Raw genomic sequence first — 22828 nt, forward strand, 5'->3', positions numbered from 1 at the left:
CGGTGCCTCCTCCGGTGTTGGTCAATCTATTCACATCCTGGCGGCATGAATAGATCCAGTCAACAGCTGCGGGCGGGTCCGCCGGATGATGGGATGGCGGACATGGCCGCCGAGACGCACGCACACGGCACGTACCCCGACCCCTCCGCCCCCGCGTCCCCGCCCCGTGACCTGGTCGTACGGGCCGCCGTGGAGCAGGGGCTGCTGGACTCCGAGCCGGTGGTCTGCCTGCTGGACGCGGCCGGGATCCGCGCCTCCGCCGCCGCGCTGAACGGGGCCTTCGCCGCCGCCGTGGCGCCCGGGACCCCGGTCCTGCACGCCTTCGCGGTGAAGGCCGCCCCACTGGTCCCGGTCCTGCGGCTGCTCGCCGACGCGGGCATCGGCTGCGAGGTCGCGAGCCCCGGGGAGCTGGCGCTGGCCCGGGCGGCCGGGGTCCCGGCGGAGCGGATCGTGCTGGACTCCCCCGCGAAGACGGAGGCCGAGCTGCGCGAGGCCCTCGCCCTGGGCGTCGCCGTCAACGCCGACAACCGCCAGGAGCTGGAGCGGCTCGACGCACTCGTCGCGGCGGCACCGACGGCGTCCCCGCTCGGCGTCCGGATCAACCCGCAGACGGGCGCGGGCACCATCGACGCCCTCTCCACCGCGACCGCAACCTCCAAGTTCGGGATCGCCCTGCGGGACCCCGGCGCCCGCGAGTGGCTCGTACGGGCCTACGTGCGGCGGCCGTGGCTGACCCGGCTGCACACCCACTCGGGCTCGCAGGGGGTGCCGCTGGCGCTGATCGCGGAGGGCGTGCGGGAGCTGCACGCGCTGGCCGAGGAGATCAACGCGGCGGCCGGGCGGCGCCAGGTCGACACCCTGGACATCGGCGGCGGCCTGCCCGTGAACTTCGCCTCCGACGCGCACACCCCCACGTACGGGCAGTACGCGCGGGCCCTGCGCGAGGCCGTGCCGGCACTGTTCGACGGCTCGTACGGCCTGGTCACGGAGTTCGGCCGGTCACTGCTGGCCAAGCACGGCACGGTGCTCACCCGGGTCGAGTACACGAAGGTGACGGGCGGCCGCCCCATCGCCGTGACCCACGCGGGCGTCCAGCTGGCCACCCGCACCGTGTACGCCCCGGCGGCCTGGCCGCTGCGGATCCTCCCGTACGACGCGAAGGGCGCCCCCAAGGACGGCCCGCCGGTCGCCCAGGACGTGGCGGGCCCGGCCTGTTTCGCGGGGGACCTCCTCGCCACCGCCCGGGAGCTGCCGGAACTCGCGCCGGGCGACGTGCTGGCCGTCCCCGACACGGGCGCGTACTTCTTCACGGCCCACTACGGCTACAACAGCCTCCCCCGCCCGGCCGTCCACGGGTTCACGGCCGGCCCGGACGGCGGCGTCCGCTTCACCCTGGCCCGCCCGGCACAGTCGGCCGCCGCCCTCGTGGCGGAGGCGGGCGGCGCCCTGCGCGACGCGCTGCTCCAGCCGCCGCTCTAGGGCCCGCCCGGCCTACTCGACGAACAGCCCGCGCGCCGCGGCCCGCGCGTCGAAGGCCTCCAGTCGTGCCTGGGCGTCCGGCAGCGCGTCCGCCATCGCCTCCAGCAGCACCCGCCCCAGCAGCATCGGCGCGCACGCCGTGTCGAAGGCCAGCCCCGTCCCGACGGGCGCCGGGATCAGCAGGTCCGAGCTGCGGGCGACGGGCGCGAAGGCCGAGTCGGCGACCGTCACCACGGTCAGCCCGGCCGCGCGGGCGTGGTCCAGGGCTTCCACCACCTCACGGGGGTGGCGGGGCAGCGCGAAGCACAGCAGCGCGGAGGCCCCGGCCGAGGCGGCCGCGTCGATCCGGTCGGCGAGCATGGAGCCGCCCTCGTCGAGGAGCCGTACGTCCGGGTGCACCTTCCCCGCGAAGTACGCGAACCCGCGCGCCTGCGAGGACGCCGCCCGCAGCCCGAGCACCGGCAGCGGCCGCGAGGCGGCCAGGACCCGGCCGGCCTCCTCGACGGGCGCCGGGTCGGCGAGCATCGCCGCGAGCCGCCGCAGGTTCTCGATCTCCCCCTGGACGGCCTGCTGGTACTCGTTGTACGACTCCTCGCGCACCGGCTCCGGCCGCCCGGCGGGCGCCACCTCGCGCAGGTGCCGGCGCAGCGCCGGGTACCCGTCGAAGCCCAGGGCCACCGCGAAGCGGGTCACCGACGGCTGGCTCACCCCGGCCAGCTCGGCCAGTTCCACGCTCGACAGGAACGGCACCTCCGCGGCGCCGCGGACCATGCAGTGCGCGATGCGCCTCTGGGTCGGCGTCAGCCGGTGCCCCTCGAACAGCTTCTGCAGCCGCGCGGCCGGGCTGTCGCTCATAGCCGTCCCCTCCGTCCCGTCCCCGGTGAGATATTCAGTCACGCTGCACTCTGCATGTGGTTATGCAGCTCGGCAACCCGCGCCCGCGATCCGGACCCGCGCACCCCGGAGATACGGGGGCTAACCCCAGTGCGGGGGGCTCCGCCGGTTCCTACGGTGGGGGTCATGACAGCCCTCTCGCCGCAGGCCCAGGAGCTCAAGAAGGAACTCGCCGCGACCCTCGACGCCCGGCGCGAGCTGGGTCCCGAGTACGAGGCCGCGCTGGTGGAGTCGTTCGTCGAGAAGATCGACACACAGGTCCGCCGGCGCCTCGCCGAGGAACGCCTGCTGACCGCCCGGGGCGGGACGCAGCCGGGCTGGGCGGCGGAGGGCGGCCTCGCGGAACGCTTCGGCTTCGCCGTCGTGACCCTGGTGCTGGCGATCCCGCTGTCCGCGATCGGGGCCGCGCAGGCGGGGCTCGGCGGGCTGCTGGTCGCCTGGGGCGGCATCGTGGGCGTCAACCTGGCCCATCGGCTCCGCCGGGGCGACGCGAACCCCCGCGGCTGATCCCGCACGACCCCGGGCTGCGCCCAGGCCTCCAGGCCCGCCCACCGTCGCCGTCCGGGTGCGGGTCCGTTCCCGGGGGCCAGCCCCCGGACCCCCGCTCCTCAAATGCCGGAGGGGCTTATTTGGCCGACGCAGCGGGTTGGGCGCGGCGCCGTCGAGGCAGGATTCGGGCGGCCCCGGCTCGCACCGCGAGCCGAAAAAAAGGGGGACCGCCGGCACCCCTGGTTGCCCAGGGGGCGGGACGACGGCGGTCCCCTCACGGGACACGGGCCGGGTCAGGGCCGTCCGCGTCCTTGGCGGCCTCGCGGTCCGGGAGCCGCTCCGGAGCTGCGTGGACGCCGTTCGTGGTGTCGGCCGGGTGTCCGGTCTCCCGGTGTTCCCCGCCGACAACCACCACTGTGCCCGCACCGTGTTAAGCCGGTGCTGCCGCTACGTGTCGGGCCCGTACCGTTTGCGCGAAGGGTGTTACTTCGCGCCCTTGGCGAGGAACGCCAGGAGGTCCTGACGGCTCACCACACCGGTGGGCTTGCCCTCGACGAGCACGATCGCCGCGTCGGCCTCGCCGAGCACCGCCATCAGTTCGGAGACGGGCTCGCCGGAGCCGACCTGCGGCAGCGGGGAGCTCATGTGCTTCTCCAGCGGGTCGGTCAGGGAGGCCCGCTGCGCGAAGAGCGCCGCGAGGAGTTCCTTCTCGACGACGGAGCCGATGACCTCGGCGGCCATGACGTCAGGGTGGCCGGCGCCGGGCTTGACGATGGGCATCTGCGAGACGCCGTACTCGCGCAGGACCTCGATGGCCTCGCCGACGGTCTCCTCGGGGTGCATGTGGACGAGGGAGGGGATGCCGCCCTCCTTGTCGGCGAGGACGTCGCCGATGCGCGCGGCGGGCCCGGCCTCCTCCAGGAAGCCGTGTCCGGCCATCCACTCGTCGCTGAAGATCTTGCTGAGGTAGCCGCGGCCGCTGTCGGGCAGCAGGACGACGACCACGTCGTCGGGGCCGAGGCCCTCGGCGGCGCGGAGCGCGGCGACGACGGCCATGCCGCAGGAGCCGCCGACGAGGAGGCCCTCCTCCTTGGCGAGGCGGCGGGTCATCTGGAAGGAGTCCTTGTCGGACACCGCGATGATCTCGTCGGTCACGTTGCGGTCGTAGGCGGTCGGCCAGAAGTCCTCGCCGACGCCCTCGACGAGGTACGGGCGGCCCGAGCCGCCGGAGTAGACGGAGCCCTCGGGGTCGGCGCCGATGACCTTGACCTTGCCGCCGGACACCTCCTTGAGGTAGCCGCCGGTGCCGGAGATGGTGCCGCCGGTGCCGACGCCCGCGACGAAGTGGGTGATCTTCCCGTCCGTCTGGTCCCACAGCTCGGGGCCGGTGGTCTCGTAGTGCGAACGGGGGTTGTTCGGGTTGCTGTACTGGTCGGGCTTCCAGGCGCCGGGCTCGCGCGCGAGGCGGTCGGACACGTTGTAGTACGAGTCCGGGTGCTCGGGGTCGACGGCGGTCGGGCAGACCACGACCTCGGCGCCGTACGCGCGCATCACGTTGATCTTGTCCATGGACACCTTGTCAGGGCAGACGAAGATGCACTTGTAGCCCTTCTGCTGGGCCACGATGGCGAGTCCGACGCCGGTGTTGCCGCTGGTCGGCTCCACGATGGTGCCGCCGGGCTTGAGGGCACCGCTCTGCTCGGCGGCCTCGATCATCCGGACGGCGATCCGGTCCTTCACGGATCCACCGGGGTTGAAGTACTCGACCTTCGCAAGGACGGTGGCCTGCAGGCCTTCGGTCACACGGTTGAGCTTCACCAGCGGGGTGTTGCCGACGAGGCTGATCATCGAGTCGTGGAATTGCACCATGTTCTCCAAGGAGGGGACTCCACGGGTTCTCCGGGAGGTCCGGCCAGAGTATGCGGAAAGGGATTGGCCGACCGGCCGTACGGGGCAGGAAGGTCAACAAGGCCCGAGACGGAATCGAGGTGGCCTGAAGGGTGTCCAGGGCGAGAACGGCCCGCCGGATCGCGGCGGGGGCAGCGTACGGCGGGGGCGGACTCGGGCTGGTCGGGGCCGCCGCGGTGGGACTGGTGCTCGCGGAGGTGCAGTTCGCGAAGCGGACGGTGGGGACCGGGCTGCCGGATCCGCCGCGCGCCGACGGGCTGTACGGGGGCGAGTTCGGCGGTCCCGAGCTGAGTCCGGGCCCGCTGCGGATGGGCATGCTGGGTGATTCCACGGCGGCCGGCCTGGGTGTGCGCCGGGCCCGTCAGACGCCGGGCGCGCTGCTGGCCTCGGGACTGGCGGCGGTGGCGGAGCGGCCGGTGGAGCTGCGCAACGTGGCGTTGTCCGGGGCGATGTCCGACGACCTGGACCGTCAGGTGGGCCTCCTCCTCGACGGGGACGGGCCGCCCCCGGACGTGTGCGTGATCATGATCGGGGCGAACGACGTGACGCGGCGCATGCCGCCGACGCAGTCGGTGCGCCTGCTCACCTCCGCGGTACGAAGACTGCGCCTGGCGGGCTCGGAGGTGGTGGTCGGGACCTGTCCTGACCTGGGCACGATCGAGCCGGTCTACCAGCCGCTGCGGTGGATGGCGCGGCGGGTCTCGCGGCAGCTGGCCGCCGCGCAGACGATCGGTGTGGTGGCGCTGGGCGCCCGCACCCTGTCCATGGGGGACCTGCTGGGCCCGGAGTTCGCGGCGAACCCGCGCGAGATGTTCGGCCCGGACTCCTACCACCCCTCGGCGGAGGGGTACGCGACCGCCGCGATGGCGGTCCTCCCCACCCTGTGCGCGGCGCTGGGCCTGTGGCCGGAGTCGGACCGCCTGGACGTCTCCCGGGACGAGGACATGCTGCTGGTGGCCAAGGCGGCCTCCGCCGCCGCCGGCGAGGCGGGCACCGAGGTCACGGGCGCCCGCGGCCCCTGGGCCCTCCTCAAACACCGCCGGCGCCGGCGCGTCCCGGCCGAAGACCTCCCGGAAGCCTCCGCCCCGACCCCGGAGTCGGTCTGAGGCCCCGGCTCCGGAAAACGTCACCGGCATCACATGCCCAGGCCGATGACCTCGACCGTACGGAGCGGTAACTTCGCTTGCGGTCCCGCAACGACGCACCCCTTGGAGTCCCGATGCCCGAAGCCGTCATCGTTTCCACCGCCCGCTCTCCCATCGGGCGCGCCTTCAAGGGCTCCCTGAAGGACGTCCGGCCGGACGATCTGACGGCGACGATCATCCAGGCCGCCCTGGCGAAGGTTCCCGGGCTGGACCCGCGCGACATCGACGACCTGATGCTGGGCTGCGGCCTGCCGGGTGGCGAGCAGGGCCACAACCTGGGCCGGATCGTCGCGGTGCAGATGGGCATGGACCACCTGCCGGGCCTGACACTGACCCGCTACTGCTCCTCCTCGCTCCAGACCTCCCGGATGGCCCTGCACGCCATCAAGGCGGGCGAGGGCGACGTCTTCATCTCCGCGGGCGTCGAGATGGTCTCCCGTTCCGTGAAGGGCTCCTCGGACGGCCTGCCGGACACCCACAACCCGCTGTTCGCGGACGCGGAGGCCCGTACGGCCGAGGTCGCGCAGAGCACGGGCTCCTCCTGGCACGACCCGCGTGAGGACGGCCTGATCCCGGACGCGTACATCGCGATGGGGCAGACCGCCGAGAACCTGGCGCGGCTGAAGGGCGTGACCCGCCAGGACATGGACGAGTTCGGCGTCCGTTCGCAGAACCTGGCCGAAGAGGCCATCAAGAACGGCTTCTGGGCCCGCGAGATCACCCCGGTCACCACCCCGGACGGCACGGTCGTCTCCACCGACGACGGCCCGCGCGCCGGTGTCACGCTGGAGGGCGTCCAGGGCCTGAAGCCCGTCTTCCGCCCCGACGGCCTGATCACGGCCGGCAACTGCTGCCCGCTGAACGACGGCGCGGCCGCCCTCGTCATCATGAGCGACACCAAGGCGCGGGAGCTGGGCCTGACCCCGCTGGCCCGGATCGTCTCCACCGGTGTCACCGGCCTCTCGCCCGAGATCATGGGCCTGGGCCCGGTCGAGGCGTCGAAGCAGGCCCTGAAGCGGGCCGGTCTGACCGTCGGCGACATCGACCTGTTCGAGATCAACGAGGCCTTCGCGGCGCAGGTCATCCCGTCGTACCGGGACCTGGAGATCCCGCTCGACAAGCTGAACGTCAACGGTGGGGCCATCGCCGTCGGTCACCCGTTCGGGATGACCGGTGCCCGCATCACCGGCACCCTGATCAACAGCCTGCAGTTCCACGACAAGCAGTTCGGTCTGGAGACCATGTGCGTGGGCGGCGGCCAGGGCATGGCGATGGTCATCGAGCGGCTGAGCTGAGCCGTAGCGGAGGGTGGCACCTGCCCGCAGCGGTGGCGAAGCTCAGCGCGACCACAAGATCGAGCGGCTGAGCTAATACTGGCCGCGTCGTAGCGGAGGGTAGGACCTCCGCTACCCGCTCCAGTACCGCACCCAGGCCCCGCAAGGAATCCTCTAGATCGATGCGGTGTACTGGCGTCGAATCTAATCGCGTCGCGGCCGACCTGTGACCGAATCTCCCCCAGGATGTGACCTTTGTCCTGGGGGATCGGTATTTACGCAGGTCAGACGGTATCCCCCGGGTCCCGCAAGGACGAAAGACCTGTCCAATTCATGACGTAATGCACTGCACGCCATTCCCAGCACAGGACAAGCTGATGTAGGAAGTCGGGGGATCGAATCAATCAGGAGTTAGTCAGTGAGCGCCATGTCTCTTGCCCTGCTGCTGACCACGGCCGCTGCCACGGCCGTGGGCGCTGCTGCGCTGCACGCCGTACACGGACTGCGCAAGCAGGTCACGGCCCTGCGCGGTGAGCTGACGGTGTCGGCCCACCCGCGTGCCGCGACCGTCCCGCACGCCCGCGGCGCCGTGGAGTCGCCCGCCGCCGAGATACGAGCCGCCGTGGCCGAAGCCCTCGCCGAGGAGCGTGAGCGCGAGCTGGCCGAGGCGCGGGCCTTCTGGGCCGCGCAGGAGGCCCGTGACGCCGCCGACGCCCCGTCGCTGCTGGGCGGCCTGCCCGGGCTCGGCGAGGACAGCCCGGTCTTCCTGCCCCGGCAGGCGGACATGGTCGGGCTGGAGCCGGTGCTCGGTGACGACCTCGCCGACGAGTACCCGGAGGACTCGGCCGAGCTGGCCGCGGCCCGCCGGCGCCACCCCTCGCACCCGGACTTCGTCCCGGTGCAGGCGCACCCCGGCGCCGACCACGAGCGCACGGTCAGCCGCCTGGAGGAGCTCGCGGAGGCCCGTACGGCCCTCGCGGACGTCCGCCCGGGCCCGCTGGGCACCCTCGACGTGTACGTGTTCACCGACGGCACCACGCTGTGCATGACCCCGGGCCACCGGGAGACGGCGGAGCGGCTGGCGCACGCCCTGCGTTCGGGTACCGCTCCGGTGCTGCTGGGCGGCTCGGGCATCTCGGGCGCCTACGCCCTGACCTTCTCCTGCGGTGACGCCGAGGACCCCGACAGCAACGTCTACATCCTCGCGGACCGCGTCATCGCATCGCTCTGACTTCCGCCTGTTCCACCAGCGCCACGGCCTCGTCCAGCATCTCGGACGGGGCCTTCGTGCTGTCGCCCTCCTTCAGGGCGCGCAGGGCCTCGGCGAGGTCCTGACCGGCGACCGCGACCTGGTCCCCGACGACGAAGACGCCCGCGTCCGGCATCCGCCGCGCCGGCGCCGCCCCCCGAGGGTCCTCCAGGCGCTGTGCGCGGACGGCGAGCTCCCGGGCCAGCTCCAGCGCCTCGGCGGCGGCGCCGCGCGTCAGGCGGCTCTGCGGGGCCGCCCGCAGCCGGTCGGCGAATCGTTCCACGGCGGCGCTCAGGGGCGAGGTATCCAGCACGCGGCCGACCTTACCGGCGATCCCGTGCGAGCAGCTATCTCACATAAGTCGTCAGACCAAGAAAAATCAGATCAATGCAGCTGTCTTCGTACATGAAGGCGAGGGAGGGGCATACCGTCCCTCGCTTGCAGCTGCGCTACAACTACCGGGTGTACCCGGACGCCGGTCAGCGTCACGCCCTGACGCGGGCGTTCGGGTGTGCCCGCGTGGTGTGGAACGACTGCCTGCGGGCTCGCCGCAAGGCACAGGCGGAGGGTCGGCCATACGTGTCGTCGTCCGAGCTGTCGAAGGTGTACATCACCCAGGCCAAGCGCACCGAGGCACGCAACTGGCTGGCTGCTGTATCGGCTGTCGTGCTCCAGCAGTCCCTACGCGATCTCGATCGCGCGTTCACCCACTTCTTCGAGTCGATCTCCGGCGGACATCCAGGCTGGAAGGTTGCGCCTCCCCGGTTCAAGTCGAAGAAGGACGCCCGTCAGTCGATCCGCCTCAACACCAACGCCTTCACCGTGAGGGCCAACGGCAGGGTGTACGTGGCGAAGATTGGCGACCTGAGGGTGCGGTGGTCGCGGCCACTACCGGCCGATCCGACTTCCCTGACGATCGTCAAGGACGCGGCGGGGCGGTACTTCGCCAGCTTCGTCGTCGACACCCAGCCGAACATCCTTGCGGAGCTGGACACCGAGGTCGGAATCGATCTCGGCCTGACGACGTTCGCCGTCCTCTCCGACGGTACGAAGATCTCTTCCCCACGATTCCTACGGCGGGCGGAGAAGAAGCTGAAGCGGCTTCAGCGTGATCTGTCGCGGAAGGTGAAGGGGTCGAGGAATCGGGCGAAGGCCAGGATCAAGGTCGCCCGGCAGCATGCGCGAGTGGCCGACCGACGGCGGGACTGGCACCACAAGGCGTCCACACAGATCATCCGCGACAACCAAGCGGTGTACGTAGAAGACCTCGCGGTGCACGCCCTCGGCCGGACCCGGCTCGCCAAGTCGGTGCACGACGCAGGCTGGGGCACCTTCGTAAGCATGCTGGAGTACAAGGCCTCAAAGCACGGCCGCCACTTCGGGAGGATCGGCCGCTTCGAGCCGACTTCCCAGATCTGCTCCACATGCGGCCACAGAGACGGCCCTAAGCCGCTCCACGTCCGCGAATGGACGTGCGCGCAGTGCGGGACGGTCCACGACCGGGACGAGAACGCAGCGATCAACACCCTGGCCGCCGGGCGTGCGGACAGGCTAAACGCCTCGTGGAGCGCAGGTCAGACCGCGACGAGAGTCCCGGCACCGCGCGGTGAAGCAGGAAGCCACCCAGACGGCCACCCGGCCGTGGCAGGAATCCCAGGCCTTCGACCTGGGAGCACGTCAAGCGGCGCCCCGGCACCATTGCCAACGGGCGAACTCTCCGGCACGGTGACGTGAAGGGAACAGCACGACAGCACGGCAAACCTTCCGGAGGCGCCCATGTCCGTAGAGTTCTCCGAGCAGACCCACCGCAACATGATCGACAGAATCCCCCAGGCCACCGGTCGTGACATCTCCGACTGGCTCCGCGCCGTGGACGAGGGCCCCTCCCTCGTCCGGTTCGAGGAGAAGGTCAGCTGGCTGCGCGGCGCGCACGAGCTGTCGTACGGCCAGGCGAAGGCGATCATCCACGAGTACGACCTGCGCAGAGCGGCCCGCCGGTTCGGCTGAGCGGCCGTCCCCCGGGGTCCGTCCCCCGACTCCCCTCCCCCGAGCCGAACGTCCCCGACCCGGACCGTCCCCGACCCGACGTCCCCGAGATGCGGGAAGGCCCCGCGAGCGGCGTGCTCGCGGGGCCTTCCCCATGCGTCTACCGGTACGACTAGTCGTCGCCCGAGAGGATCTGGAACAGGCGCAGCAGCTCCAGGTAGATCCACACCAGGGTCAGGGTGAGGCCGAAGGCCGCCAGCCAGGACTCCTCGCGCGGGGCGCCGTAGGTCACGCCGTCCTCGACCTGCTTGAAGTCCAGGGCGAGGAAGCAGGCACCGAGGATGACACCGATGATGCCGAAGACGATGCCCAGCGGGCCGCTGCGGAAGCCGAGGCCGTCACCGCCGCCGAAGAGCATGAACAGCGAGTTCACGACCATCAGCAGGACGAAGCCGAGGGCGGCCGCCATCACGAAGCCGGTGAACCGGCGGGTGACGCGGATCCAGCGCATCTTGTACGCGAACAGCACGGCGCCGAAGACGCACATCGTGCCCAGGACGGCCTGGACGACCACGCCGGGGCTGATGTAGGTGCTGGTGACCATGCTGATGACGCCGAGGAAGACACCCTCGAACGCCGCGTAGCCGAGGATCAGCGCGGGGGACGGCTTGCGCTTGAAGCTCTGGACCATCGCGAGGACGAACGCCACGAGGGCGGAGCCGATCGCGATGCCGTACGACACGCCGAGACGGGCCGGGTCGACCGGCAGGGCGAGCCAGGCGATGGTCGCGGTGACGATCAGGGTGCCGAGCGTCATGGCCGTGCGGGTCACGACGTCGTCGATGGTCATCGCGTTGCCGCGCACCGGGGCCGCCGGCATGCCGGTGGCCGGGTCGGTGGCGTAAGGATTCGTCGCGTACGGGTTGGTCGCGGTCCCGGCCTGCGCGTGCTGCGCCTCGAAGCCCGCGTAGCCGCCGTTGTCGCGGCTGAACCCCCGTCGCGAGAAGACCGGGTTACTGCTCCTCATCTCACTCCTCCATGGCCACGGTGCGCAGCCTTGCTCTCAGAGTAATGCGCTCGCAAAGGAAGCACCCTACTGCTGGAGGAGGATCTTAGGAGAAGTGGCGGCGAACCGCAGTGGATAAACGGAGGGAGCCGCTGAAGTGCCCGGAGCCGGACTCGAACCGGCACGGCCCGAGGGCCAGCGAGGTTTAAGCTCGCCGTGTCTGCATTCCACCATCCGGGCAAGGCGCAGCGGGCCCCCGTAGAAAAGCCTTGAACGCTATGCCGACCCTATCCGGAACCCCCAGGACGACAGACGGACGTCTATCCGATGTTGTCTGATTTTATTGGCGCTTGAGGGGGCGTCAGAGCCGATAAGTCGCGGTGGCACCGCTCCGGGCGAGGCTGCCCCCCGCCGTGGGATTGACGGAATTTCGCTGCCGCGCGCCACCCCGTCCGCCACCCCGGACCACCCCGTGTGCCACCCCCCGGACCGCCCCGGACCGCCCCGGCCGCGGCCGCGGCGCACGGCCGGCTCTCGGGGGCCCTGTCATACCAGAGGAGGACTCCGCGCCTCCGCCGGTCAGACTCCAGTGGGCCACCGAACGGGCACCGGGGCTGATCCCCGGCGGGGGTGGGCGCGGAGACGATGGGAGGGTCCCGCCCCAGGCAGCAGCCGCTCGACAGGAGTACCTCCGTGACCGCCATGAACTACGCCCCGCACACCACCCAGGCCGTGGCCGCCCGCGCCGACCGCCTCTCCAAGGTGTACGGCCAGGGCGAGACCCAGGTGGTCGCACTCGACAACGTCTCCGTCGACTTCGCGCAGGGCCAGTTCACCGCGATCATGGGCCCCTCCGGCTCCGGCAAGTCCACGCTGATGCACTGCGTCGCCGGGCTGGACACCTTCTCCTCCGGCTCGGTCCGCATCGGCGAGACCGAGCTCGGCAGCCTCAAGGACAAGCAGCTGACCCAGCTGCGCCGCGACAAGATCGGCTTCATCTTCCAGGCCTTCAACCTGCTGCCGACCCTGACGGCCCTGGAGAACATCACGCTGCCCATGGACATCGCGGGCCGCAAGCCCGACAAGCAGTGGCTGGACACCGTGATCGCCATGGTCGGCCTCTCCGACCGGCTCTCCCACCGTCCGACGCAGCTCTCCGGCGGCCAGCAGCAGCGCGTGGCCGTGGCCCGCGCCCTGGCCTCCCGCCCCGAGATCATCTTCGGCGACGAGCCCACCGGAAACCTCGACTCCCGCTCCGGCGCCGAGGTCCTCGGCTTCCTGCGCAACTCCGTCCGCGAGCTCGGCCAGACCGTCGTGATGGTCACCCACGACCCGGTCGCCGCCTCCTACGCGGACCGCGTCATCTTCCTCGCCGACGGCCGCATCGTCGACGAGATGCTCAGCCCCACGGCCGACGGCGTGCTCGACCGGATGAAGGCCTTCGACGCCAAGGGCCGCACCAGCTGAACCGGCGCCGCCCGGCGGCTCCCGAAGCCCTCCGAAGCCCCCGCGAGGCCCCCGTGGCCGCCCGGGGCTTCCTCCAGACTTTCCAGCCCCAGGACTGAGATCCCCATGTTCCGTACCGCCCTGCGCAACGTCCTCGCGCACAAGGCCCGGCTGTTGATGACGGTGCTCGCCGTCACCCTCGGCGTCGCCTTCGTCTCCGGCACCCTCGTCTTCACCGACACGCTCAGCAAGGCGATGTCGAACCAGTCCGCGAAGTCCTACGAGGGCGTCGCGGTCTCCGTCACCGACCACGGCCCCGGCCGCTCCGAGGACGGCCAGAAGCAGGGCGATCCCGGGATCAGCCAGCAGACCCTCGAGAAGATCAAGGCCGTCAAGGGCGTCGACTCCGTCTCCGGCCGGGTCACCGGCTTCGCGGGCGTCGGCGACGAGAACGGCAAGCTGATCGGCAGCGGCTGGGCCAACGCCGGCTCCAACTTCGCCCCCGTCAAGGACGGCAAGGACCCGCGCTACACCTTCACCGACGGCTCCGGCCCGGTCCGCGACGATCAGGTCGCCCTCGACAAGGACAGCGCCGCCAAGGGCGGTTACAAGACCGGCGACAAGATCCGCGTCGCCACCAACGGCCCGGTCAAGGAGTTCACCCTCTCCGGCGTCTTCACCACCGAGGACGGCGCGGTCAACGCGGGCGGCAGCCTGGTCCTGTTCGACACGAAGATCGCCCAGGAGCTGTACCTCCAGCCCGGCTTCTACAGCGAGCTCTCCGTCGCCGCCAAGGCCGGCGCCACCGCCGACCAGCTGCTGGCCGACATCAAGCCCCTGCTGGGCGAGAGCTCCAACGCCAGGACCGGCGCCGCGCTCGCCGCCGAGCAGGCCAAGTTCATCGAGAAGGCCATGCAGGGCATGAGCCAGGGCCTGCTGATCTTCGCCGGCGTCTCCCTCTTCGTCGGCATCTTCCTGATCTACAACACCTTCACCATGCTGATCGCGCAGCGCACCAAGGAGCTCGCCCTGCTGCGCGCCGTCGGCGCCCACCGCGGGCAGGTCAAGCGCTCCGTCCTCGCCGAGGCCGCCGTCGTCGGCGCCGTCTCCTCGGTCATCGGCCTGGTCTCCGGCATCGGCCTCGCGGTCGCGATGCGCTCCGCGATGGACCTCTTCGACGCCAAGATCCCGGCCGGCGCGCTGATCATCGCCCCGACGACCGTCGTGGCCGCCCTGGTCATCGGCGTCGTGGTCACCATGCTCGCCGCCTGGCTGCCCGCCCGCCGCACCGCCAAGATCGCCCCGGTCGCCGCCATGGGCAGCGCCCACCTCCCGGCCACCATGAAGTCCCTGGTGCTGCGCAACTCCATCGGCAGCGTCCTCGCCGTCGTCGGTGTCGGCCTGGTCCTGCTCGGCGCCGGCCAGAAGAGCGACGGCCGCACGACCATCGCGGGCGGTGCGTTCTTCCTGATCATCGGTCTGTTCGTGCTGCTGCCGATGCTGTCGCGCCCGGTCATCGCGCTGATCCGCCCGCTGCTCGAGAAGGTCTTCGGGGTCTCCGGGAAGCTCGCCGCGCTCAACGCCGTCCGCAACCCGCGCCGTACCGCCGTCACCGCCGCCTCCCTGACCATCGGGCTCACCCTGGTCACCGCGATGTCGGTCATCGGCATCACCGTCGGCCAGGCCGTCGACAAGGCGAGCGTCCAGAACATCAAGGCCGACTACAAGGTCACGATGGCCGGCGAGGGCATGAACCTCGACAAGTCGGTGCTGCCCGCCCTGGCGAAGGGCAAGGGCGTCACCGCGGTCTCGCCGAAGACCATGGAGTACGTGAAGCTCGGCGGCGGCCACCAGGGCGTCAACGGCGTCGACCCGGCGGCCCTGCCGCAGGTCCTGACGGTCCGTACCACCGCGGGTGACCTCGCCTCCCTCGGCCAGGGCAAGCTGATGGTCTCCGCCGAGGAGGCGAAGAAGAAGGGTCTGGCCGTCGGCTCCTCCCTCGACGTCCAGTACGACGACGGCCAGAAGGGCAAGCTCCAGGTCGGCGCGCTCTTCGAGAACAAGGGCCAGCTGTCGGACTACGTCCTCGACAACAAGATCCTCGCCTCGCACAACGAGATGCAGTACCTGCCCGAGGTCCTCGTGAAGACCGACGGCGGCTCCTCCAAGGCGAACCAGCAGTCCGTGATCGACGCCCTCGGCAAGAACCCGGCCGTGAAGGTCTCCACCCAGGAGGAGATCCGCAACGAGATGGCCGGCGAGATGAACATGGCCCTGAACGTCATGTACGGCCTGCTCGGCATGGCCCTGATCATCGCCGTCCTCGGTGTGGTCAACACCCTCGCGATGTCCGTCTACGAGCGCCAGCAGGAGATCGGCATGCTGCGGGCGGTCGGCCTCGACCGCGGCAAGGTCAAGAACATGATCCGCCTGGAGGCCGTGGTCATCTCCCTCTTCGGCGCGGTCCTCGGCATCGGTGTCGGCGTCTTCCTCGCCTGGGCCGGCGGCCGGACCATCGCAGGCGCCATCCCGGGCTACGAGCTGGTCATCCCCTTCGACCGGATCGGGATCTTCTTCGCCCTCGCCGGACTGGTCGGCGTCCTGGCCGCCATGTGGCCGGCCCGCAGCGCCGCCCGGCTGAACATGCTGACCGCCATCAAGACCGAGTAACCCCCGTAGCGGGAGCGGGACACGGAAGGGCCCGGGGCGCCACGCCCCGGGCCCTTCCGGCGTCACTGCCCGGCGCCCCAGGCCCGGGAGCGCAGCGGCAGCCCCGAGCCGCCGCCCTGCGCGGGCCGGACCGCCAGGACCTGGTTGACGCCCAGGCGGCCGTGCTCGAAGCCGAGGGCGGAGGCCGCCATGTACAGCAGCCACACCCGTGCCCGGCCGGGCGAGGTGAGCCGTACGGCGTCCTCCCAGTGCTCCTCCAGCCGGGCCACCCAGGCCCGCAGGGTGAGCGCGTAGTGCTCGCGCAGCGCCTCCACGTCGCGGACCTCGAAGCCGGCCCGCTCCAGTTCGCCGACGGTGGTGCCGAGCGGGGACAGCTCCCCGTCGGGGAAGACGTAGGCGTCGATGAACTCGTCGATGCGGTACGCCTCTTCGTCCGGCTCCGGGGGCCGCGCGATCTGGTGGTTGAGCAGCCGGCCGCCGGGGCTCAGCAGGGCGTACAGGGTGCGGGCGTACTCGCGGTAGCGGTCGGCGCCGACGTGTTCGGCCATGCCGATCGAGGAAATGGCCTCGTACGGGCCGTCCTTGACGTCGCGGTAGTCCTGGACGCGGATCTCGATCCGGTCGGTCAGGCCCTCTTCGGCGATCCGCTTGCGGGCGAAGGCGGCCTGTTCGCGGGAGAGGGTGATGCCGGTGACCCGGACGCCGTACTCGCGGGCGGCGTGCAGGGCCATGGAGCCCCAGCCGCAGCCGACGTCGAGGAGCCGGTCGCCGGTCTTCAGGCCGAGCTTGCGGCAGACCAGGTCGAGCTTGTCGCGCTGGGCGTCCTCCAGGGTGCCGCCGGGGCTCCAGTAGGCGCAGGAGTACACCATCGAGGGGCCCAGGACGTGGGCGTAGAACTCGTTGCCGACGTCGTAGTGGTGGCTGATGGCCTGGCGGTCGCGGATCTTGGAGTGTGCGACCCCGCCGCGGCGGGGTGCCTCCTCGGCGGGCGGCGCGGGCGCGGCCCAGGGGCGGGCGAGGGCCACGAGGTCCCGTACGGCGGCCCGTGCGGCCGGGTCGCGCAGCAGCGCGGCCGTCCCGGCGGCGCCGGAGGCCCGGGCGGGCAGGTGGGGGCGCAGGGCGGCGAGTTTGGCGAGCCCGGTACGCGGGGGGAGGGCGGCCGGGGCGGGGGCGGGCTCGCGTTCCCAGAGCAGCCCGCCGACGCGGTCCAGCAGTTCGAAGAGGTCGCCGTCGGCGGTGAGGTCCCCGGCGACCCAGGCGCGGGCGAGCCCGAGTTCGCCGGGCTTCCACAGGACGCGGCGCAGGGCGCGCCGGTGGTTCAGGATCAGGGTGGGCCCGGTGGCCGGGCCGGCCTCACTGCCGTCCCAGGCCCGTATGCGGACGGGCAGGGGGGCGCCCAGCAGGGTTTCGGCGATTGCGGCCAGCCGCGGCGCGGCGTCGGTCATCGTAGGCACCTCCAGAAGGCTCCGGCCGGACGGCCTACCCACTCCGGGGCCGGGGCAATCAGTGGCGCCCGGGGCCTCCAGGGGCACTCCAGAGGTACTCCAGCGACCCGCCCGCGCGCCCGGGACACGCCGAAGGGGCCGCCCGCACCACGGATGGCGGGCGGCCCCTTCGGGGACACGCGGAGGTACTCGGGGTCAGACCCGGGTCAGGACGCCTTGGCCTTCTCGGCCGGGGCAGCGGCGGCGGCCGGGGCCGGCGCCGGCTTGGCGGCCTCGTAGAACTCCTCGCGCGGGGTCTCCAGCGCTCCGAGGGAGACGACCTCGCGCTTGAGGAACATGGCGAGGGTCCAGTCGGCGAAGACGCGGATCTTGCGGTTCCAGGTCGGCATGGCCATGCCGTGGTAGCCACGGTGCATGTACCAGGCGAGCCGGCCCTTGAGCTTGATCTTCATCTTGCCCATGACGATCATCGCGACGCCCTTGTGGAGGCCGAGGCCCGCCACCGCACCCTTGTTGGAGTGCGCGTACTCCTTCTGCGGGAAGCCCCGCATGCCGGAGATGACGTTGTCGCCGAGGACCTTGGCCTGGCGCAGCGCGTGCTGGGCGTTCGGCGGGCACCAGGCGTTCTCGACGCCGGCCTTGCGGGCCGCCATGTCGGGAACCTGGGCGTTGTCGCCGGCGGTCCAGATGTAGTCCGTGCCCTTGACCTGGAGGGTGGGCTCGGCGTCGACGTGGCCGCGCGGGCCCAGGGGCAGGCCGTAGCGGGCCAGCACCGGGTTGGGCTTGACGCCCGCGGTCCACACCAGGGTGTTGGAGTCGACCTCGAGGCCGTTCTTCAGCACCACGTGGCCGTCCACGCAGGAGTCCATGGAGGTGTTGAGGTAGATCTCGATGCCGCGGGACTCGAGGTGCTCCTTGCCCCAGGTGCCGAGCTTGGGCCCGACCTCGGGGAGGATCTTGTCGGCCGCGTCGACCAGGATGAAGCGCATGTCCTCGCGCTTGATCGTGGAGTAGTACTTCGCGGCGTCGCGGGCCATGTCCTCGACCTCGCCGATCGTCTCGGCGCCGGCGAAGCCGCCGCCGACGAAGACGAAGGTGAGTGCCTTGCGGCGGACGTTCTCGTCCGTCGTGGACTCGGCCTTGTCGAGCTGCTCGAGGACGTGGTTGCGCAGGCCGATGCCCTCTTCGACGCCCTTCATGCCGATGCCCTGTTCGGCGAGGCCGGGGATCGGGAAGGTGCGGGAGACGGCGCCGAGCGCGATCACCAGGTAGTCGAAGGGCAGCTCGTACGCCTCGCCGACCAGCGGCGTGACGACGGCGACCTTGCGGTCCTGGTCGATGGTGGTGACCCGGCCGGTGAGAACCTCTGCCTTGGGCAGCACGCGTCGCAGCGGGACGACGACGTGCCGAGGCGAGATGCTGCCTGCGGCCACTTCGGGGAGGAAGGGCTGGTAGGTCATGTACGACCGCGGGTCGACGACCGTGACGGTCGCCTCGCCATAGCGCATCTTCTTCATGATCCGCTTGGCCGCGTACAGGCCTACGTACCCACCTCCTACAACGAGGATCCTGGGACGCTCCGTGGTGCTCATGGAATGAGTATCCAGCACCCCAAGGGGTGACGCTCGTGAGCCCCTTCACAAGGTGCCACAAGGCCTCTGTTACACTGCGCGGCCCACGTGACCCAGATCATGAGCCGCAACGGGAACCGCGGCCCTGCCGGAGTCGTTGTTCACCAGGTCTGAACTGGCCCGTAGGGCCTTAACCGGACTGGACCACGGGCCTTCGTCCTTACCTCCGACACGGATCCCGTCGCGCTCCCGATTCGCACAAACGGACGCAGAAAAGGGCCTGCGGGCCTCCGGAGGACCCCGACGGACCCTTCCGTGGGGCCGACAGACCCTTTTTCCTTGTGAAGAACTTCACGAAGTTCGTTCGGACGGGGGGACTTTCGGCCCCCGGACGAGCCCCCGACGGGCTCCCGTCCAGGCCCGGTCCAGCCCCGCTCAGGCTGCGGACCAGGCGATTCCGTCGAGCACCTCCGGTGAACCCGCATCGACTCGGCGCCGGGACAGGTACTTCAACGCGCTCGAAGAGGCGGCCGCGATGCGCATCCTCGCTGCACTGACCGCGCTGGGAGACGATCCGTACCGCGATGAGGGCGCTCCGATCAGCTGGCCGGAGCGCCTTCGTTCAGCGATTCAGCAGGTCAGAACGCCGCTTGTCGGCCTCAACCTCTTCTGCGGTCTTGATCGCGATTCCGTCGAGGATGTCGTGCTCCGAGACCACGACCTCCGTGGCGCCGGTGCGCTCCATGATCGCCAGGAGGACCAGGGCGCCGGCCCCGATGACGTCGACCCGCCCCGGGTGCATCACCGGGATCGCGGCGCGTTCGGCGTGGGTGGAGGTCAGCATGCGCTCGCTGATCGCGCGGACCTGGTCGTAGGAGATCCGGGAGTGGTGGATCGCCTCCCAGTCGTACTCGGACAGACCCAGCGCGATCGCGGCGACCGTGGTCACCGATCCGGCCAGACCGACCAGGGTGCGGGCCTCGGCCAGCGGGACCGTCCCGGCCGCCAGGTCCAGGGCCGCTTCGATGTCGGCCCGCATCGCGGCGACCTGCGCCCCGGTCGGCGGGTCGGTGACGACCCCGTCGACGACGAGGTGGCGCTCGGTCATCCGGACGCAGCCCACGTCCACGGACCGGGCGGCCCGTACGTGCTCCTCGCCGACCACGAACTCCGTCGAGCCGCCGCCGATGTCCACGACCAGGAACGGCCGCTCCAGGTCGGTGCGCCCGGTGAGCTCCTTGGTGGCGCCGGTGAAGGAGAACTCGGCCTCGTCGTCCCCGGAGATCACCTCGGGCTCGACGCCCAGGATGTCCAGGACGCCCCGGACGAAGTCGTCGCGGTTCTCGGCGTCCCGGGAGGCGGAGGTCGCCACGAAGCGGACCTTCTCCGCGCCGAGCTCCTTGATGACCGCCGCGTACTCGCGGCAGGCGGCGAAGGTGCGCTCCAGCGCCTCCGGGGCCAGCCGGCCGGTCTTGTCGACGCCCTGGCCGAGGCGGACGACGGTCATCCGCCGGTCCAGCTCGACCAGCTCGCCGGTGGCCGGCTCATAGTCCGCGACGAGGAGGCGGATGGAGTTCGTACCGCAGTCGATGCCGGCGACCCGGGTCATGCGCCCTCCTCCGTCTTCTCCCCGCACGGGGTGACGCAGGCGCCCTTGGCCCACCACTCGGGCAGCATCGCGAGGGCCTCGTCGCCGAACGGGTTCACGCCGGGCCCCGCGGCCAGCGAGTGGCCGACGAGCACGTGCAGGCACTTGACCCGGTCCGGCATGCCGCCGGCGCTCGGGAAGCCCTGGAGCACCTCGATGGCGTCGCGGCGCTGGATGTAGTCCTCGTGCGCGGCCCGGTAGGCGGCGGCGAGCTCCGGGTCCTCGGCGAGCCGGGCCTGCATCTCCTTCATCACGCCGTTGGCCTCGAGCGTGCCGATGGCACCGGCCGCGCGCGGGCACGTCAAGTAGTACAGCGTGGGGAAGGGGGTGCCGTCGGGGAGGCGCGGGGCGGTCTCGACGACGTCCGGCTGCCCGCAGGGGCAGCGGTGCGCGATGGCGCGCAGCCCGCGCGGCGGGCGGCCGAGCTGCTGCTCGAACGCTTCGATGTCCGCGTCGGTCGGCTCGGTCCGGTCGGTCTGGGGCGGGGGCGTCTGCATGCCTGGAGGAAGTCTCTTCGTTCTCGTGGATGGGTGCGGGGCGGGGCGGGTCGGGTCAGTCGCCGGGCCGGTCGGCCTTGTCGACGCCGTCCCAGACGTTGGAGTACCAGGGGCGGTCGGACCCGGTCTGTCCGCCTCGACGGTGCTCCGCGGCCGCGGCCCCGGGGTCGTGCATGATGTAGCCGGTCTCCCCCGGGCGCAGGAAGTGCAGGTGCTTGCGCGCCTGCTGCTCGGCGTAGGCCGGGTCCTGCCAGCGGGCCTTCTCGTCGCGGAGCTGTTCGAGGCGCTTGCGCGCGTCGGCGGCGGACCGCTGCTGCTCCGCGATCTCCGAGCGCTGGGAGACGTACTGGCGCATCGGATACGCGAGGGCGACGACCAGGGTACAGAGGACGAGCACCAGCAGGGCCGCGCGGCCGGTGAGCCGGCTGCGGCGGATGTGCCGGCGGGACTGCGACCGGTAGACGTGCGCGGCGGTCCGCTCGCCGAACTGCTTGAGCCTGGTCGCCGTCGAGAAGGTGGAGAACCGGTCCCGGTTCCCGGCCATGGTTCCGCCTCCCCTGGTGCGTACTACGCAATACGTCCCCGCACACGGTACGGGACCGAGTGCGGGGACGTACGGAGGCTAGACCTTGCAGGCCGTGATTAGCCCTTGAAGCGCGGGAAGGCGGAGCGGCCCGCGTACACCGCGGCGTCGTCGAGGATCTCCTCGATGCGCAGCAGCTGGTTGTACTTGGCGACGCGGTCCGAGCGGGCCGGGGCGCCGGTCTTGATCTGACCGCAGTTCACGGCGACGGCGAGGTCGGCGATGGTGACGTCCTCGGTCTCGCCGGAGCGGTGCGACATCATGCACTTGAAGCCGTTGCGCTGGGCCATCTCGACGGCGTCGAGGGTCTCGGTGAGGGAACCGATCTGGTTCACCTTCACGAGCAGGGCGTTCGCGGAGCCCTCCTCGATACCGCGGGCCAGGCGCTCGGGGTTGGTGACGAACAGGTCGTCACCGACGATCTGGACCTTGGAGCCCAGCTTGTCGGTGAGGGTCTTCCAGCCGGCCCAGTCGTCCTCGTACAGCGGGTCCTCGATGGAGACCATCGGGTACGCGGAGACGAGCTCCTCGTAGTACTCGGTCATCTCGGCGGCCGAGCGGGACTGGCCCTCGAACTCGTACTTGCCGTCCTTGTAGAACTCGGACGCGGCGACGTCGAGCGCGAGCGCGATGTCCTTGCCCGGGGTGTAGCCGGCCTGCTTGATGGCCTCGACGATGAGGTCGAGCGCGGCGCGGTTGGAGTCCAGGTTCGGGGCGAAGCCGCCCTCGTCACCGAGACCGGTGGAGAGGCCCTTGGTGTGCAGGACCTTCTTGAGGGTGTGGTAGACCTCGGCACCCCAGCGCAGCGCCTCGGAGAAGGACTCCGCGCCGATCGGGGCGATCATGAACTCCTGGATGTCGACGTTGGAGTCGGCGTGCGACCCACCGTTGAGGATGTTCATCATCGGAACGGGCAGCAGGTGCGCGTTCGGGCCGCCGAGGTAGCGGAACAGCGGCAGGTCCGAGGCCTCGGACGCGGCGTGCGCGACGGCGAGGGACACGCCGAGGATGGCGTTGGCGCCGAGGGAGGCCTTGTTGTCGGTGGCGTCCAGGTCGAACATGGCCTGGTCGATCAGGCGCTGCTCGGTGGCGTCGTAGCCGACGAGCTCCGGGCCGATCTGCTCGATGACGGCGAGGACGGCCTTCTCGACACCCTTGCCGAAGTAACGGCTGGGGTCGCCGTCACGCAGCTCGATGGCCTCGAACGCTCCGGTGGAGGCGCCGGACGGAACGGCAGCACGGCCGGTGCTGCCGTCGTCGAGGCCCACCTCGACCTCGACCGTGGGGTTGCCTCGGGAGTCCAGGATTTCCCGGGCTACGACGACGTCGATGGACGGCACGAGCATCTCCTTCTGGGATGTGACGCTGGGTGTGCGGTGGCGTGTCAGGCCGTGGGACGGCCTTGCCGACTAGAGCCTAACCGGCTCCGGGCACTCGACCGGCCGACCGCCCGGGTCCTGGGACGAAAAAGGGACCGAATACCCCTCTTCCCGGACATACGGCTCTGGATTCTTCGAGCGGATCGGGAGGACCGGGCG

General features: G+C 71.1%; 20 protein-coding genes and 1 tRNA gene. 9 read left to right on the forward strand and 12 right to left on the reverse strand.

What is annotated here, in order from left to right; all coding sequences use genetic code 11:
- The first annotated feature begins 102 nt into the window (after positions 1 to 102).
- Entirely contained in the window at positions 103 to 1479 is a 1377-nt protein-coding gene (locus OOK31_RS34195) for a diaminopimelate decarboxylase (protein WP_267091297.1), read from the forward strand.
- Positions 1480 to 1491: 12 nt separating this feature from the next.
- On the opposite strand, the gene OOK31_RS34200 is transcribed toward OOK31_RS34195, so the two are convergent.
- Entirely contained in the window at positions 1492 to 2334 is an 843-nt protein-coding gene (locus OOK31_RS34200; RefSeq protein ID WP_267091298.1) for a MurR/RpiR family transcriptional regulator, read from the reverse strand.
- A 165-nt stretch (positions 2335 to 2499) separates the two neighbouring features.
- Between OOK31_RS34200 and OOK31_RS34205 the strand changes: the two genes are divergently transcribed.
- Positions 2500 to 2880, forward strand: coding sequence for a hypothetical protein (locus tag OOK31_RS34205; protein ID WP_267091299.1), 381 nt, complete (start codon positions 2500 to 2502; stop codon positions 2878 to 2880).
- Between the two features lie 256 nt (positions 2881 to 3136).
- Here OOK31_RS34205 and OOK31_RS34210 read toward each other — a convergent pair whose 3' ends face one another.
- Together OOK31_RS34210 and OOK31_RS34215 are read right to left on the reverse strand one after the other, a co-directional pair.
- Positions 3137 to 3277, reverse strand: a complete 141-nt coding sequence (locus OOK31_RS34210; protein WP_267091300.1) for a hypothetical protein — start codon at positions 3275 to 3277, stop codon at positions 3137 to 3139.
- Between the two features lie 68 nt (positions 3278 to 3345).
- A complete protein-coding gene (locus tag OOK31_RS34215) occupies positions 3346 to 4728 on the reverse strand; it encodes a cystathionine beta-synthase (protein WP_267091547.1) in 1383 nt (460 codons plus the stop codon).
- Between the two features lie 134 nt (positions 4729 to 4862).
- Here OOK31_RS34215 and OOK31_RS34220 point away from each other — a divergent pair, with 134 nt between their 5' ends.
- The 3 genes from OOK31_RS34220 (at position 4863) to OOK31_RS34230 (ending at position 8420) form a co-directional block, all read left to right on the forward strand.
- Positions 4863 to 5876: an SGNH/GDSL hydrolase family protein gene (locus OOK31_RS34220; protein ID WP_267091301.1), complete on the forward strand. Its 1014-nt coding sequence runs from the start codon at positions 4863 to 4865 to the stop codon at positions 5874 to 5876.
- 113 nt (positions 5877 to 5989) lie between these two features.
- The gene (locus OOK31_RS34225) at positions 5990 to 7210 is read left to right on the forward strand and encodes an acetyl-CoA C-acetyltransferase (protein WP_267091302.1); all 1221 of its coding nucleotides are present in this window, start codon (positions 5990 to 5992) and stop codon (positions 7208 to 7210) included.
- 406 nt (positions 7211 to 7616) lie between these two features.
- Positions 7617 to 8420: a hypothetical protein gene (locus tag OOK31_RS34230; RefSeq protein ID WP_267091548.1), complete on the forward strand. Its 804-nt coding sequence runs from the start codon at positions 7617 to 7619 to the stop codon at positions 8418 to 8420.
- On the opposite strand, the gene OOK31_RS34235 is transcribed toward OOK31_RS34230, so the two are convergent.
- The gene (locus tag OOK31_RS34235; RefSeq protein WP_267091303.1) at positions 8404 to 8751 is read right to left on the reverse strand and encodes a hypothetical protein; all 348 of its coding nucleotides are present in this window, start codon (positions 8749 to 8751) and stop codon (positions 8404 to 8406) included. The genes OOK31_RS34230 and OOK31_RS34235 overlap by 17 nt on opposite strands.
- A gap of 125 nt (positions 8752 to 8876) precedes the next feature.
- Between OOK31_RS34235 and OOK31_RS34240 the strand changes: the two genes are divergently transcribed.
- Together OOK31_RS34240 and OOK31_RS34245 are read left to right on the forward strand one after the other, a co-directional pair.
- Positions 8877 to 10172, forward strand: a complete 1296-nt coding sequence (locus OOK31_RS34240; protein WP_267091304.1) for an RNA-guided endonuclease TnpB family protein — start codon at positions 8877 to 8879, stop codon at positions 10170 to 10172.
- A 42-nt stretch (positions 10173 to 10214) separates the two neighbouring features.
- On the forward strand, positions 10215 to 10445 hold the full coding sequence (locus OOK31_RS34245) for a DUF4287 domain-containing protein (RefSeq protein ID WP_267091305.1): 231 nt from the start codon (positions 10215 to 10217) through the stop codon (positions 10443 to 10445).
- Between the two features lie 151 nt (positions 10446 to 10596).
- On the opposite strand, the gene OOK31_RS34250 is transcribed toward OOK31_RS34245, so the two are convergent.
- Positions 10597 to 11451: a Bax inhibitor-1/YccA family protein gene (locus tag OOK31_RS34250; protein WP_267091306.1), complete on the reverse strand. Its 855-nt coding sequence runs from the start codon at positions 11449 to 11451 to the stop codon at positions 10597 to 10599.
- 137 nt (positions 11452 to 11588) lie between these two features.
- Positions 11589 to 11670: transfer RNA gene (locus tag OOK31_RS34255), tRNA-Leu, on the reverse strand.
- Between the two features lie 462 nt (positions 11671 to 12132).
- On the opposite strand from OOK31_RS34255, the gene OOK31_RS34260 reads away from it, so the two are divergent.
- Entirely contained in the window at positions 12133 to 12897 is a 765-nt protein-coding gene (locus tag OOK31_RS34260; RefSeq protein WP_267091549.1) for an ABC transporter ATP-binding protein, read from the forward strand.
- Positions 12898 to 13002: 105 nt separating this feature from the next.
- Positions 13003 to 15546: an ABC transporter permease gene (locus OOK31_RS34265; protein WP_267091307.1), complete on the forward strand. Its 2544-nt coding sequence runs from the start codon at positions 13003 to 13005 to the stop codon at positions 15544 to 15546.
- Positions 15547 to 15608: 62 nt separating this feature from the next.
- Here OOK31_RS34265 and OOK31_RS34270 read toward each other — a convergent pair whose 3' ends face one another.
- From OOK31_RS34270 to eno, 6 genes are all read right to left on the reverse strand, one after another.
- Positions 15609 to 16991 carry a cyclopropane-fatty-acyl-phospholipid synthase family protein gene (locus OOK31_RS34270; RefSeq protein WP_267091308.1) on the reverse strand — a complete coding sequence of 461 codons (1383 nt, stop codon included), beginning with the start codon at positions 16989 to 16991 and terminating at the stop codon, positions 15609 to 15611.
- 206 nt (positions 16992 to 17197) lie between these two features.
- Entirely contained in the window at positions 17198 to 18583 is a 1386-nt protein-coding gene (locus OOK31_RS34275) for an NAD(P)/FAD-dependent oxidoreductase (protein ID WP_267091309.1), read from the reverse strand.
- 601 nt (positions 18584 to 19184) lie between these two features.
- Positions 19185 to 20171, reverse strand: coding sequence for a Ppx/GppA phosphatase family protein (locus OOK31_RS34280; protein WP_267091310.1), 987 nt, complete (start codon positions 20169 to 20171; stop codon positions 19185 to 19187).
- Positions 20168 to 20707 carry a DUF501 domain-containing protein gene (locus OOK31_RS34285; protein ID WP_267091311.1) on the reverse strand — a complete coding sequence of 180 codons (540 nt, stop codon included), beginning with the start codon at positions 20705 to 20707 and terminating at the stop codon, positions 20168 to 20170. Before OOK31_RS34285 ends, OOK31_RS34280 begins: the two co-directional genes overlap by 4 nt.
- A 55-nt stretch (positions 20708 to 20762) precedes the next feature.
- The gene (locus OOK31_RS34290; protein WP_267091312.1) at positions 20763 to 21251 is read right to left on the reverse strand and encodes a septum formation initiator family protein; all 489 of its coding nucleotides are present in this window, start codon (positions 21249 to 21251) and stop codon (positions 20763 to 20765) included.
- 98 nt (positions 21252 to 21349) lie between these two features.
- On the reverse strand, positions 21350 to 22636 hold the full coding sequence (eno, locus tag OOK31_RS34295; protein WP_267091313.1) for a phosphopyruvate hydratase: 1287 nt from the start codon (positions 22634 to 22636) through the stop codon (positions 21350 to 21352).
- Positions 22637 to 22828: the final 192 nt, after the last annotated feature.

The organism is Streptomyces sp. NBC_00249, from assembly GCF_026342355.1.
Taxonomy (GTDB): Bacteria; Actinomycetota; Actinomycetes; order Streptomycetales; family Streptomycetaceae; genus Streptomyces.

Excerpts from the sequence above, each read along its gene's own strand:
- OOK31_RS34285 (WP_267091311.1), bottom strand. The coding sequence starts at position 20,707 with ATGCAGACGCCCCCGCCCCAGACCGACCGGACCGAGCCGACCGACGCG.
- OOK31_RS34250 (WP_267091306.1), bottom strand. The coding sequence starts at position 11,451 with ATGAGGAGCAGTAACCCGGTCTTCTCGCGACGGGGGTTCAGCCGCGAC.
- OOK31_RS34205 (WP_267091299.1), top strand. The coding sequence starts at position 2,500 with ATGACAGCCCTCTCGCCGCAGGCCCAGGAGCTCAAGAAGGAACTCGCC.
- OOK31_RS34225 (WP_267091302.1), top strand. The coding sequence starts at position 5,990 with ATGCCCGAAGCCGTCATCGTTTCCACCGCCCGCTCTCCCATCGGGCGC.
- OOK31_RS34265 (WP_267091307.1), top strand. The coding sequence starts at position 13,003 with ATGTTCCGTACCGCCCTGCGCAACGTCCTCGCGCACAAGGCCCGGCTG.
- OOK31_RS34280 (WP_267091310.1), bottom strand. The coding sequence starts at position 20,171 with ATGACCCGGGTCGCCGGCATCGACTGCGGTACGAACTCCATCCGCCTC.
- OOK31_RS34270 (WP_267091308.1), bottom strand. The coding sequence starts at position 16,991 with ATGACCGACGCCGCGCCGCGGCTGGCCGCAATCGCCGAAACCCTGCTG.
- OOK31_RS34245 (WP_267091305.1), top strand. The coding sequence starts at position 10,215 with ATGTCCGTAGAGTTCTCCGAGCAGACCCACCGCAACATGATCGACAGA.
- OOK31_RS34230 (WP_267091548.1), top strand. The coding sequence starts at position 7,617 with ATGTCTCTTGCCCTGCTGCTGACCACGGCCGCTGCCACGGCCGTGGGC.
- OOK31_RS34200 (WP_267091298.1), bottom strand. The coding sequence starts at position 2,334 with ATGAGCGACAGCCCGGCCGCGCGGCTGCAGAAGCTGTTCGAGGGGCAC.
- OOK31_RS34275 (WP_267091309.1), bottom strand. The coding sequence starts at position 18,583 with ATGAGCACCACGGAGCGTCCCAGGATCCTCGTTGTAGGAGGTGGGTAC.
- OOK31_RS34260 (WP_267091549.1), top strand. The coding sequence starts at position 12,133 with ATGAACTACGCCCCGCACACCACCCAGGCCGTGGCCGCCCGCGCCGAC.
- eno (WP_267091313.1), bottom strand. The coding sequence starts at position 22,636 with ATGCTCGTGCCGTCCATCGACGTCGTCGTAGCCCGGGAAATCCTGGAC.
- OOK31_RS34195 (WP_267091297.1), top strand. The coding sequence starts at position 103 with ATGGCCGCCGAGACGCACGCACACGGCACGTACCCCGACCCCTCCGCC.
- OOK31_RS34290 (WP_267091312.1), bottom strand. The coding sequence starts at position 21,251 with ATGGCCGGGAACCGGGACCGGTTCTCCACCTTCTCGACGGCGACCAGG.